This window comes from Thalassococcus sp. S3, assembly GCF_004216475.1.
GTDB lineage: Bacteria > Pseudomonadota > Alphaproteobacteria > Rhodobacterales > Rhodobacteraceae.
On record NZ_CP022303.1, the window covers coordinates 2,503,044 to 2,515,465 of the forward strand.

Annotated in this window: 13 protein-coding genes; 11 read left to right on the forward strand and 2 right to left on the reverse strand. The window is 64.2% G+C overall.

Annotation, left to right across the window (positions count from 1 at the left end; all coding sequences use genetic code 11):
- The first annotated feature begins 42 nt into the window (after positions 1–42).
- The 4 genes from CFI11_RS12390 to CFI11_RS12405 are packed head-to-tail and all read left to right on the forward strand — an operon-like array spanning position 43 to position 3,294.
- Positions 43–969: a branched-chain amino acid ABC transporter permease gene (locus tag CFI11_RS12390; RefSeq protein ID WP_130406370.1), complete on the forward strand. Its 927-nt coding sequence runs from the start codon at positions 43–45 to the stop codon at positions 967–969.
- Positions 966–1,910, forward strand: coding sequence for a branched-chain amino acid ABC transporter permease (locus tag CFI11_RS12395; protein WP_174843504.1), 945 nt, complete (start codon positions 966–968; stop codon positions 1,908–1,910). Before CFI11_RS12390 ends, CFI11_RS12395 begins: the two co-directional genes overlap by 4 nt.
- Positions 1,907–2,599, forward strand: a complete 693-nt coding sequence (locus CFI11_RS12400; RefSeq protein ID WP_165390391.1) for an ABC transporter ATP-binding protein — start codon at positions 1,907–1,909, stop codon at positions 2,597–2,599. The genes CFI11_RS12395 and CFI11_RS12400 overlap by 4 nt, the downstream gene beginning before the upstream one ends.
- The gene (locus CFI11_RS12405) at positions 2,599–3,294 is read left to right on the forward strand and encodes an ABC transporter ATP-binding protein (protein ID WP_130406374.1); all 696 of its coding nucleotides are present in this window, start codon (positions 2,599–2,601) and stop codon (positions 3,292–3,294) included. Before CFI11_RS12400 ends, CFI11_RS12405 begins: the two co-directional genes overlap by 1 nt.
- A gap of 3 nt (positions 3,295–3,297) precedes the next feature.
- Here CFI11_RS12405 and CFI11_RS12410 read toward each other — a convergent pair whose 3' ends face one another.
- Positions 3,298–3,729: a MarR family winged helix-turn-helix transcriptional regulator gene (locus CFI11_RS12410; protein WP_130406376.1), complete on the reverse strand. Its 432-nt coding sequence runs from the start codon at positions 3,727–3,729 to the stop codon at positions 3,298–3,300.
- 71 nt (positions 3,730–3,800) lie between these two features.
- On the opposite strand from CFI11_RS12410, the gene CFI11_RS12415 reads away from it, so the two are divergent.
- The 6 genes from CFI11_RS12415 to CFI11_RS12440 are packed head-to-tail and all read left to right on the forward strand — an operon-like array spanning position 3,801 to position 10,656.
- Entirely contained in the window at positions 3,801–4,649 is an 849-nt protein-coding gene (locus tag CFI11_RS12415) for a xanthine dehydrogenase family protein subunit M (RefSeq protein ID WP_130406378.1), read from the forward strand.
- Positions 4,646–7,381, forward strand: a complete 2,736-nt coding sequence (locus CFI11_RS12420; RefSeq protein ID WP_130406380.1) for a molybdopterin cofactor-binding domain-containing protein — start codon at positions 4,646–4,648, stop codon at positions 7,379–7,381. Before CFI11_RS12415 ends, CFI11_RS12420 begins: the two co-directional genes overlap by 4 nt.
- Positions 7,378–8,811: a 6-hydroxynicotinate reductase gene (locus CFI11_RS12425; RefSeq protein WP_130406382.1), complete on the forward strand. Its 1,434-nt coding sequence runs from the start codon at positions 7,378–7,380 to the stop codon at positions 8,809–8,811. Before CFI11_RS12420 ends, CFI11_RS12425 begins: the two co-directional genes overlap by 4 nt.
- Positions 8,811–9,647, forward strand: coding sequence for a UPF0280 family protein (locus tag CFI11_RS12430; protein WP_130406384.1), 837 nt, complete (start codon positions 8,811–8,813; stop codon positions 9,645–9,647). The genes CFI11_RS12425 and CFI11_RS12430 overlap by 1 nt, the downstream gene beginning before the upstream one ends.
- On the forward strand, positions 9,632–10,213 hold the full coding sequence (locus tag CFI11_RS12435) for an amino acid synthesis family protein (RefSeq protein WP_130406386.1): 582 nt from the start codon (positions 9,632–9,634) through the stop codon (positions 10,211–10,213). Before CFI11_RS12430 ends, CFI11_RS12435 begins: the two co-directional genes overlap by 16 nt.
- 53 nt (positions 10,214–10,266) lie before the next feature.
- The gene (locus tag CFI11_RS12440) at positions 10,267–10,656 is read left to right on the forward strand and encodes a tautomerase family protein (RefSeq protein WP_130406388.1); all 390 of its coding nucleotides are present in this window, start codon (positions 10,267–10,269) and stop codon (positions 10,654–10,656) included.
- Between the two features lie 103 nt (positions 10,657–10,759).
- Here the strand turns inward: CFI11_RS12440 and CFI11_RS12445 are convergent, their stop codons facing one another.
- Positions 10,760–11,179, reverse strand: a complete 420-nt coding sequence (locus tag CFI11_RS12445) for a GFA family protein (protein ID WP_130406390.1) — start codon at positions 11,177–11,179, stop codon at positions 10,760–10,762.
- Between the two features lie 393 nt (positions 11,180–11,572).
- On the opposite strand from CFI11_RS12445, the gene CFI11_RS12450 reads away from it, so the two are divergent.
- Positions 11,573–12,223: a TetR/AcrR family transcriptional regulator gene (locus tag CFI11_RS12450; protein ID WP_130406392.1), complete on the forward strand. Its 651-nt coding sequence runs from the start codon at positions 11,573–11,575 to the stop codon at positions 12,221–12,223.
- Positions 12,224–12,422: the final 199 nt, after the last annotated feature.

A 12,422-nucleotide genomic window follows, 5' to 3' on the forward strand; every position in this document is an offset into this window, starting at 1 on the left:
CTTTCCAGCCGGGGCAGCCCTGTCCCGGCCTATAGGCTTTCCATGGATTTCGGACCTCACCTTCTGCTGGCCATCATCGAAGGCTCCGTCAGCGCGGCGGTGCTGGCGCTGACCGCGCTTGGCCTGTCGCTGGTTTTCGGTGTGATGCGAGTGGTCAACGTGGCCCATGGCGAATTTTTCATGCTGGGCGCGGTCCTGTCGTGGTTCGTGGCCACCCAGATCGGCGGTCACCCCGCCCTGGGTTTTGCCGCAGCACTGATCGCGGCCCCGCTGATCGCGGGCGCCGTTGCCGTGGTGGCCGATCAGCTTGTGCTCAAACGCGTTTCCTACGATCCCGAAGCGACCATCGTGGGCACAATCGGCATTCTTTACATCCTTCAGCAAAGCGCGCTGATGCTCTACGGGCCGGAGGCACGCCCGGTCGAAGGCCCCTTCAACACCCGCATTGCCCTGCCCTGGTTCGAGTTTGGCGAGAGCGGTCTTGAACTCTACTACCCCTGGGGGCTGAGCACGACGAGCTACAAGCTTTTCGTGATCGGAGCGGCGATTGCAATCCTTCTGGCCTTCTGGGTGCTGATGTCGCGGACCAAGGTGGGTCTGATCATGAAGGCCACCCAGCTTGACCGCGACACCGCGCTGGCCTTCGGTATTCCGGTGGGCAAGGTCTATTCGCTGGTCTTCGGCCTCGGCGCGGCGCTGGCCGCGCTGGCCGCCGTGCTGATCGTGCCGATCCAGCAGGCGCATTACCTGATGGGGGGCGATCCGCTGCTTCTCAGCTTTATCGTGGTGATCATCGGCGGGCTCGGCTCCATCCGGGGCACGGTGGTGGCCGCCCTTCTGATCGGGCTGTCGGACGGGATCATCTCGGCATTCTACACGCCCACCCTGGCCAAGATCCTCGCCACGCTTCTTGTCGCGCTCGTGCTGGTCTTCCGCCCGCAGGGCCTCTTCGGAAAGAAAGCGGCGTGAGCGATAGCGGCAAATCCCTGACCCTGCATCTGGGCCTGATCGCGCTTCTCTTCGTGCTGGGGTTCGTGCTGCCCGCCTACCATCAGGGCAATCTCGCGCGGATCATGGTGCTGGCCACTTACGCCATCGGCTACAATGTCCTTTTCGGCTATACTGGGCTTCTGAGCCTTGGCCACGCGATGTTCTTCGCCGCCGGGATGTACGGGCTGGGCCTTGCGATGCAATACGGGTCCGTTCCTGCCATACCAGCCTTCGTCCTCGGCATCCTCGCAGCCGCCCTGCTGTCGGCCATCGTAGCCCTTCTGGCGCTGCGCACGATCGGGGTCGCCTTTATGATCGTCACGCTGATGTTCGCACAGGCCGGGTTTCTCACCATCCTCTATTTCGGCGAATGGACCCGCGGGGACGAAGGGTTCGTGCTGCCGCAAGCCGTGCGCACCATCGGAGGTCTCGACCTCACCGATCCGATGACGCGGTATCTGGCGGCACTCCTGCTCTTTTCCGCGGCCCTGCTGATCACGGCGCGCATGATGCATGTGGCCTTTGGCAGTGTCCTGATCGCCGTGCGCGAGAATGAGGAGCGGACGCGGATGCTGGGCTATAACGTCTTTGCCCATAAATTCGCAGCCGTCGTGATCTCAGGCACCATATCCGGCACGGCGGGTGCGGCCTATGCGCTTCTCTTCGGCTATGTGGGCGCCACCTTCGCGACGGTGCAATACTCGATCTTCCCACTGCTCTGGGTTCTGCTGGGCGGGGCGGGCACGACCATTGGACCGCTGATCGGCACGCTCTTCATGTTCTACCTGATCGACTATTCCAGCGGCCTGACCAGCGCTTACATGCTGATCGTCGGAGTGGTGCTGGTTCTTCTCACCCTCTTCGCTCGTGCAGGTATCGCCGGAGAATTGCGCAAACGGTGGTTCCCATGGCTGCCGTGACGCTTCTGGAAACCCGCGCGCTGACCCGCCGCTTTGCCGGTCTCGTCGCCGTGGATCACGTCGATTTCGCCTTGCCGGTCGGAGAAGTCCACGCCCTGATCGGCCCCAATGGCGCGGGCAAAAGCACCTTCGTCGGCATGGTCGCAGGCCGCCTGCCGCCCAGCGAGGGGGAGGTCTGGTTCGACGGGCAGAACGTCACTGCCCTGCCCGCTCACAAGCGCATCCGGGCCGGCATGGCCTATACGTTCCAGATCACCGCGATCTATGCGCGTCTCAGCCTTTTTGACAACGTGGCCCTCGCGCTCGGCAGCCGCGACCGGCCACCTGCGCTGGCCGCGCTTGGCCGTGTGGGGCTGGCCGACCGCGCCGATCAGATCGCAGGCGATCTGTCCTACGGCCACCAGCGGCTTTTGGAGATCGCGATGGGCGTCTCGCAATCGCCACGCCTGCTGATCCTCGACGAGCCGACGCAGGGCCTTGCGGAAAGCGAAATCGACGGGTTCAAGACCATCATCAACGGGTTGCGCGGGGAGACGACGATCCTGCTGATCGAACACAACATGGCCGTTGTGATGGCGCTGGCCGACCGGATCACTGTGCTGGATCAGGGTGCAACGCTCGCCACCGGCACACCTGACGAGATCCACGCCAACGCCGCCGTTCAGGCCGCTTATCTGGGGTCGGGCTGATGCTGCGGCTGGAGGGGGTCAGCGCGGGATACGGGCCTGTCCGGGTGCTCTATGACGTTGATCTGGAAGCGAAACCGGGTGAAATCCTCTGCCTTCTGGGCCGCAACGGCGCGGGCAAGACGACACTGATGAAGGCGATCATGGGGCTCGTCCCGCTGTCGTCCGGACGGATCCTGCTAGGCGACGAGGAAATCAGCGCCCTGCCCGCCCATGAAGCGCCGCGCCGGGGCATCGGCTATATCCCTCAGGGGCGACGGCTTTTCACCGAACTGACCGTGGCCGAAAATATAGAGATCGGCCTGATGACCCGTGGCAAGGGGGCCGAGACCCGCGAACGCGTGCTCGACATGTTTCCCCGCCTGCGGGAACGCATGAGCCAGCGGGCCGAGACCCTGTCGGGCGGCGAGCAACAGATGCTCGCCACCGCCCGCGCGCTCTGTGTCGAGCCGTCGGTCTTGCTGCTGGATGAGCCGACCGAGGGGCTGCAACCGTCGATGATCGCGCTGATCCGGGACGCGGTGGTCAAGATGCGCGAAGCCGGGGTGGCCGTGATCCTGGTGGAGCAACGGATCGAGGCGGTGCTCTCCATCGCCGACCGGGTGGCTTTCCTTGAAAGCGGATATCGGCGGGAGGTCGTGCCGGCCGACACTTTGCGCGCCGACGACACACTTTTGCACAAGTATGTGGGCGTCTGAGCCTCAGACCAGTTTCTCCAGAAGCGCCTCCAACTGCGCCGCTTCCTCTTCGGTCAGCGTCTGCAACGTCTCTGCCCGGGCCTTCAAGGCCTGATCGTGCGCCTCCAGAAACGCGGCCTTTCCGGCGTCTGTCAGCGCCACGATGCGCAATCTTTGATCTTCGGCATCCGCCCGCGACTGCACCAGCCCCTTTCCCGCCAGACGTTCCACGACGCCCTTGATGGTCGCGGAATCCATCGCCGTCAGCCGCCCAAGTCGGTTCTGTGACAGCGCGCCCAGCTCGTAAAGCCTTGCGATTGCGGCGAATTGCGTGGGTGTGAGCCCCGTCACATGACGGGCAAAGATCGCAACGTGCCTCTGGTTCGCACGGCGCAGGTTGAACCCCACCTGCTCGGTGAGACGATAAAGCTCGGGCTTTGGAAAACGCTCGGACATGGCGCGTTATTGACAGGCAAAGCAAGCTCCCGCAACATCCACTTGTGTACCAGCAATCTCGGGAGCCTCCCTTGGCCGGCCAGTATCTCCGCCCCGACCGCCTGACCGATGCGCTCGACGCGCTTGCGGCGGGTGGCCTGACGGTTGCCGCCGGATGCACCGATCTCTTCCCCGCGACGGAGCGCAAGAGCCTGCCGGGCGATATCCTCGACATCACCGGGATGGCCGAACTGCGTGGGATCGCCCGTGTGCAGGAGGGGCTGTGGATCGGCGCCACGACCACCTGGACCGACCTTCTGCGCACCGATCTGCCGCCCGCCTTCGACGGGCTGAAACTGGCCGCGCGTGAGGTGGGCGCCACCCAGATCCAGAACCGGGGCACGATCGCGGGCAATCTCTGTAACGCCTCGCCCGCCGCGGATGGGGTGCCCCCGCTTCTGACGCTGGATGCGCAGGTCGAACTGCAGTCTGCCAAAGCCCGCCGGGTCCTGCCGCTGGCTGAATTCCTGCGGGGGCCGCGCGACACGGCGCGGGAAGCGAGCGAGTTGCTCACCGCCATTCTGATCCCGGACGCCGCCCTGACCGGCACCAGCCATTTCCTGAAACTCGGCGCGCGGCGCTATCTGGTTATCTCCATCGCGATGACCGCCGCGCGGGTCGTTATGACCGATGGCCTCGTGACCGAGGCCGCGCTGGCCATCGGCTCCTGCGGCCCTGTCGCGACCCGACTGCCGGAGGCGGAGGCCGCCCTGATCGGCCGGCCTTTGGATCCATCCGTCATCACCGATGCGCTTGTCGCGGGCGCGCTCTCTCCCATCGACGATGTGCGGGCCGATGCCGCCTATCGCAGCGACGGTGCGGCGGAGTTGATGCGCCGCACCCTGACCGCCCTCGACCGGCAGGGACAGGAGGCCGCATGAACATTCAGCAACCGGGACTGACGCTCGACATCGCCGGCACACCACATCGCGTCAAGTCGAACCCAGGTCGTCGTTTGTCCGAGGTGCTGCGTGACGAACTTGGCCTGACCAGCGTCAAGGTCGGATGCGATGCGGGCGATTGCGGGGCTTGCACGGTGCTCATCGACGGCGCCCAGCACTGCGCCTGTCTGACCCCGCTGGCGCAAGCGCAAGGGCGACGGGTCGAGACGCTGGAGCGGACCGACGACGACATGCTGCGCAGCCTTCAGGCGGCGTTTCTGGCCCACGGCGCCGCGCAATGCGGCATCTGCACGCCGGGCATGCTGATGGCCGCTTTGCAGCTTCTACGCACCACGCCTCAACCGACACGTCAGGAGGCGGAGGATGCTTTGGGCGGTGTGCTCTGCCGCTGCACCGGCTACAGCAAAATCCTCGATGCCGTCTGCGACGCCCACACGCCCGCCCCTCCCGCGCCTGTGCCTGAGGCAGGCCAGTCCGTCGGCGCCCCCGTGCCCCGGCTCGATGGCGGGCCGAAGGTCGATGGCAGCGAGCGGTTCGGCGCGGATCGGCGCCCTCCCGGTGCGCGGCTTCTCCGGGTGCTGCGCGCGCCGCATTTTCACGCCGCTTTTGCATTTGGCGACATCGACGCCTGGCGGGCCGCCCGCCCCGGCATCGACGCGGTTTTCACAGCTTCGGACATCACCGGCGAAAACCGGTTCTCCGTCATTCCACCTCTTGCCGATCAACCCGCCCTCGCCTCCGGCACCGCGCGTTTTCTGGGAGAGGCCGTGGCGCTGATCGTGGGCGACCCCGACATTCTGGAACCTCTCGACCTCGACACCTTCCCCGTCACCTGGACGCCACTTGAGCACACGCTGACACAAGAGACCGGCGGCCGGCCGGAGGCCCCTCAACTCCATGTTGACCGGCCGGAGAACACGCTGATCCGGGGCCGTGTCACCACCGGCAATCCCGACACAGCACTCGCCGCGGCGGCCCACACGGTCACCGGCACCGTCGAGACCGCCTATGTCGAACACGCCTATATCGAGCCCGAGGCCGGGGCCGCCTGGATGGAAGGCGACACGCTGGTGATTGAAGCCTGCACGCAGGCGCCCATGATGGACCGCGACGACACGGCCAAGGTTCTGGGCCTTCCGCCAGACAAGGTGCGCATCATCCCCGCCGCAGCGGGCGGAGGGTTCGGTTCCAAGCTCGACCTGTCGATCCAGCCGCTGCTGGGGCTTGCGGTGCTGAAGACGAGCAAGCCCTGCTACATCGCCTATTCGCGGATGGAATCGATGCTGTCGACCACCAAGCGTCACCCCGGCACGATGACTGCCAGTATTGGCGCGGACGAGACCGGGCGGATCACCGCGATGACCTTCCACGGCGATTTCAACACCGGCGCCTATTCCAGTTGGGGGCCGACCGTGGCCACACGGGTCCCGGTCCATGCCTCCGGCCCGTATCTGACCCCGCATTACCGCGCGACCAGCCGGGCGATCCACACCAACGGCCCCGTCTCCGGCGCGTTCCGCGGGTTTGGCGTACCACAGGCGGCGATCTGTCAGGAAACGCTCTATGACGAGTTGGCCGAGGCGTGCGGGCTCGACCGCCTCGCCTTTCGCCGCCTCAACGCGCTGCGGGATGGCGATGCGACACCTTGCGGGCAAGTTCTGCAGGGCGTGGGCATTGCCGAATGCCTCGCAGCGCTGCAACCGCATTGGGACCGTGCGCTGGCCGAGGCCGTAGCCCATAATGCGACCGCGCCAGAGGTGCGGCGCGGAGTTGGCGTGGCCTCCTGCTGGTATGGCTGCGGCAACACCGCCCTGCCCAACCCGTCGACGATCCGCATCGGGATCACGCCAGCGGGGCGCGTCAGCCTGCATCAGGGTGCCACCGATATTGGCCAGGGCGCCAACACGGTGATCACGCAGATCGCCGCCGATGCGCTGGGCCTGCCCCTCGACGCTTTTGATCTGATCGGCCCGGACACGGCGCTGACGCCGGATTGCGGTAAAACCTCCGCCTCCCGCCAGACCTATATCACGGGCAAAGCGGCTGAGACTGCGGGCCGGGCCCTGCGCGCTGCGATCCTGCGCCACACCAATCTGGGCGACGGCGCGAGGGTTGCCCTCTCTCCCGACACACTGACGGTTGCGGAAAACGGCACACGCCGCGACATCGCTTTGTCTACGCTGGCGACAGATGTAAATGGCTACGTTTTCGCGGCGCAGGAGTCCTATGACCCGCCCACCACCGCACTTGATGCCGATGGTCAAGGCACGCCCTATGCGGTCTATGGCTACGGCGCGCAGATGGCCGAGGTCGAGGTCGACATGGCGCTCGGCACGACCCGCGTCCTGCACATTGCCGCCGCCCATGATCTGGGCCGTGTCATCAACCCCATGCTCGCCGAAGGACAGATCGAAGGTGGCATCGCCCAGGGCCTTGGCCTCGCCCTGATGGAGGAGTTCGTGCCCGGGCGCACCGAAAACCTGCACGATTACCTGATCCCCACGGTGGGCGACATGCCCCCCATAACCTCGATCCTCATCGAAAAGCCCGACCCCGAAGGACCGATGGGCGCCAAGGGTCTGGGAGAGCATGTGCTCATCCCCACCGCCCCCGCGATCCTGAACGCCATCCGCCATGCGTCGGGAGCCAAGATCACCCGCTTGCCCGCCCTGCCCCACCGCCTGCGCCGCGCCATCCGAGAGGCGCAATGAACGCGCCCGCCAAAATCCGCTGCGACGCCTGCCCGGTCATGTGCTACATCGCCGAGGGCAGCACCGGCGCCTGCGACCGCTATGCCAATGAGGGCGGGCAGATCGTTCGGTGCGATCCTCTGACGATCCTCGACCGGCGCATTGCGGCGGGGGATGAAATCAAACCGTTCCTTGCAGCAGACTGGGACGGCCAACAAGCCAGCGGTGACGACGTTCAGGTCTCCGCCATCGGGGCCGGCACCACCTATCCCGACTACAAACCCGCCCCCTTCATCGTCTCCCGCGAGATCGAGGGCGTGGATTGCGTGACCGTGGTGACCGAGGCCATCTTCTCCTATTGCGGTGTGAAGGTGAAAATCGACACCGACCGGCATCTGGGCACCGAAGCGGCGACCGTGCGTGCGGGTGGCGAGGCAATCGGTCACGTGATGACCTCCGAATACGGCTCGCAGATGCTGTCGCTGGGTGGCGTGGACCACCTGACGGGCGGGTCGAAGGCCGAAGGTCGCAACACCTGCGACGCGCTGCTGCGGCTCTGCAACAAGGAAGCGGTAGAGTTGAGCATCGACGGCGGCTCGACCGTGATCGTTCAGGCGGGGGCTGCGCCCATCGTGGACGGACAGCGCCAAGAACGCATGCGCGTGGGCTGCGGGTCGGCCACGATCGGGATGTTTGCGTCGCAGTGGCAGGGGCTGGTGGACGAGGTCGTCGTCGTGGACGACCACATCACCGGCGTCGTCTCCGAACATCAGGCAGGCAAGGTGATCGACTGGCCCGATACCGGGATCCGCATCCTGGGTCGCCGGTCCACTCCGGGGCGCTATTTCAAGGTGGCCGAACCGGGGCTGGGCTGGGGCGGCACCGATATCGACGATCCGCTGACCATTCTTGGCCCGTGGCGAGAGGCCAAGGGCGCACGACCGGGGCTGACGCTTCTGATGGTCTCCACCACCGGCGAACATTTCGCCTATTACGTGCTGAATGACGATCTGGAACCCGTCGCCCAGCCGATGCCCGAGGCGCTGCGACCTTCCGTCGATCTGATCGCCGAGAATTGCGAGCCAGCGCTCTGCACCGTCCTCTTCATGGGCGGGGCCGGTGGTTCCCTTCGCTCGGGTGTGACGCGCAACCCAATCCACCTGACCCGCTCCGTTCATGAGGAGATGACCCGCGTCACCTGTGGTGGCGCGCCGGTCTATATCTGGCCGGGCGGCGGGATCACGATCATGGCCGATGTCACATTGCTGCCCGACGGGGCCTTTGGCTACGTGCCGACGCCTGCCCTTGTCGCGCCCCTCGAATTCACGGTGCCACGTGAGGAATATGTCCGGCTCGGCGGCCATGGCGCGGCCATCCGTGATCTGGACGATATTCTGGAGACGGGCGGCGAATACGGCGCGTCGGCCCGTGTCGTGGGATCGGGCTCCTGATGCAGTCCCCGCAAGCGCATCTGCTGCCGGATGGCCGGAGGCTGCATTTGCATCACGGCCCCATCGACCTCATCTTGGAGGTCTTCGGTCCTGCGCGCGACGCCTGCTACGCTCAGGCCACGGCGCGCTTCCAAACCGTACTGGAAGAGCTTGTCGCCGAACTTCCCGGCCTGCGCCGCCCGCTGAATGGCACCGCGTTTCAGGGCGCCACGGCAAGGTGCATGGCGGAGGCCGCGCGCCGCGTTCGGAGCGTTTTCGTCACCCCCATGGCCGCCGTGGCCGGGGCTGTGGCGGATGAAGTGCTTTCCGCCGCCCTGAAAGGCCATGACGTTCCCAAGGCCTATGCCAACAACGGCGGCGACATCGCCTTTCATCTGGCCCCCGGCGAAGACCTGACCGCCGCCTCTGCCGCCGGTTCCATCCGCATCACCGCCTCCAGCGGCGTGCGGGGCCTCGCCACCTCCGGCTGGCAGGGGCGCAGCCATTCTCTGGGCATTGCCGATGCCGTGACCGTCGCCGCTCCATCGGCGGCGATGGCCGACCTTGCCGCGACGCTGATCGCCAATGCGGTCGACCTGCCCGGGCACCCGACCGTTTCACGCCGCCCTGCCCGTATCCTGTCCCCCGATAGCGATCTGGGGGATCGTCCGGTGACCGTTGATGTCGGCCCTCTGACAGGTGCAGAGATAGCCGCAGCCCTTTCCCGTGGCGCGGACTTTGCAAAAACGCTTGCGGACCAGGGCCTGATCGCCGAAGCGTCCCTAAACCTTCAGGGTACCACGCGCCTTGTTACAACACCCTTAAGACAGAAAGCCCCTCTATGCCTGACTTCATGATCCGCAAAATGCAGCTTATCGTGGAAGAGGTGCATCACGACGGCGGTCCCGCCCCCGACACGCCGCGCCGTCTGGGGGCAGTCCTCGCTTGCGTAACGAACCCCTTCGCAGGCCGTTATGAACCCGACCTGCAACCTGCTATGGAAGATCTCAAACCTCTGGGGCATGAGATGAGCATGCGCCTTATCGCAGCCCTCGGCGGCAAGGACGCTATCGACGGCTATGGCAAGGGGGCCATTGTCGGTGAGGCCGGGGAGCTGGAGCATGCAGCGCTGTGGCACGTGCCCGGTGGCTATGCGATGCGCGGGCTTTTGGGGCAATCGAATGCGATCGTGCCGTCCTGCATGAAACGCGGCGGCATCGGTGCGCGCCTCGACATTCCGTTGGGCCATATCAACGCCGCCTATGTGCGCAGCCATTTTGACGGGATCGAGGTGGGCCTGCCCGACGGCCCAAAGGCCGACGAGATCGTCTTTGCCCTCGCCATGTCCTGCGGCGGGCGGGTGCACAGCCGCATGGGCGGGCTGGAAGCTTGGAACGTGAAGGGAGAGGATGGCTTGCGCTAGGCGCGCCCGCTATACCACAGCCAACATCTTCCTTATGCATCGGGAGCCTTTGGATGCCCTTCAACAAACTCCACGTGCCGCAGGATCTGCCGGCCGCAACCTGCCATGCGATCAATGACCAACTCCATGAGAGCCTTGTGGACACCTGCGGCGTCAACCCGGATGATTTCTTCTGCCTCGTCTGCCGGTATCAGCCAGAGGATATGATCCTTCACCCCACCTTTCTGGGCACACGGGACCCGGCCAAGACGATCATCATAGAGATCGCGCTGCTCGCCGGGCGCAGCGATGCGCAGAAAGAGGCGTTGTTCGTCGATATGCGGCAACGTCTGGACAAGATTGGCGTTCCCTCGGCCAACTCCATCATGTTCCTGCTGGAAAACCAGCCTATCGACTGGTCCTTTAGTACCGAAGGATCGGTGAAACGGGTTCTGGGTCTTTGATACGTGCCTGATGGGATCAAGTTCCGTCAGGTTCATCGTTAGTGAGGCCGACGCGACTGGTCCATCGCACACCCGACTATCGTGCAGATGAACGGCGCCGCGCCTACAACGACACGTCTTTGCCAAGAGTGACCGGCGCATGTCGATATCCGAATGCGCCCTGGCCGGACCAGTCCCGTCCATTGGGAAAGCGCAGTTCGATACCCTCAAGATCCTCGGGATCGAAAAGCCGCATGTTCACACCCACAAGATCGACATCGGGGTTCTGGTCCTGGAATTCCGCGGCAAAGACCCAGTGCGTCGTGGTGGCGCATGTCGGACAGGATTGGAGCTCAGCCGCGGCTCCCGTCTTGTCTTTCCGAAGAAACGCATTCGTCGATCCTTCGGTCCGGACCTGAGCCCCGGGGAAATAACCCCATGCCCCGCCGGACTTGCGGCAGAGACTGCAATTGCAATCGTGAATGAACTCCGGCCTTGCGGTCAGTGTGACACGAACCGTTCCGCACAAGCATCGCCCTGTCATTTTGATCTCCTTCTCACCGCAGCCGCCTCGACCTGCGAGCCTGATATGTCGCAAGCCTAGCACAGACGCGTCGGGATCGGCCATTTAACCGATTTCAAGAGAGGGAGCGGTTCATTCTAGGGTAAACTGACGAAGGGGCATGTACATCTTTTATCCGCTATCGTGCGACGCCGACATGGCTGCATGATTCGCCTTGGTAAGCAGGTCCAGAAGCACCACGCAGGCTATGGGTGATCCGAGCGTCTCGCTGCCCACGACGGGTCTGAACCGACACCTCCTAAATGCCTTACATCGCATAAACGACAGCGATGCCTGGAAAGCGGTTACAGAGTTGCGGGCCGGCCTATTCATGCCGCTCACTAGGGGTATACCATTTCGCTGGTGCAGCCTGCGTTGCTGACATTCGCCATCGACGCAAGATATCGTACTTTCCAGGAAAAACGGGAAGGAAAGATGGCCAGACCGAAAACCGGAGATAAGCCGGGCGCCATCCGGCAAGCGACGGTGGATGAAGTCAGCGCTGTCGGATCTACCGCTGTGTCGGTGAACAAGGTTGCCGACCGTGCGGGCGTCAGTGTTGGGACGATTTATCGATACTATCGCACCAAGGATGACCTGCTCTTCGATGTGTTCCTGCAAGTTAAGCGTGATCTTCATTCGACGATGATGGCTGCCGCCGGCGACAAGGTGGGCGCGGAGGCGCGACTTAAGGCGATGTGGTTCGCGCTCGTGGATTATGGGTTTCGGGCGCCGGGCGATTTTCTACTTGTGGAATTGCTCAGCAGCGAGACGAAGCCTCCGTTTCTTGAGCATGAAGAGCTCAGGTCGATCAACGCCACTGTTCCGGCCGAAATCCAAAGTGGTATTGATGATGGGACGTTTGTTCAGACGAACGCATCTACAATCGAGACCGTTCTCGCCTCGCCCGCGATCACGCTTGCGCGCCAGGCATATATCAGCGGCGAAAGGATACGTCAGGACGAGGTTGAGAGGGTTTTCAGGTTGATCTGGCGTGGGATTTCCAGAGATCGCTCCGATATCTAAACGCAGAAACGCATCAGAATTTCATCAAGGATAGTTGGCACCGAGGGGGCGGAAACTCGCCCAAGCGCGTCGCGCGCGATCGTTGACACGAAGTTCGCCTCAAGATAATGAGCAGATACTCACTAATCGTTAGGTGAGATCGCTTGCCACTGCTCCTACCCCATTTGCCCGCCATTTCGCCCGCCAATCTTCTGATTGG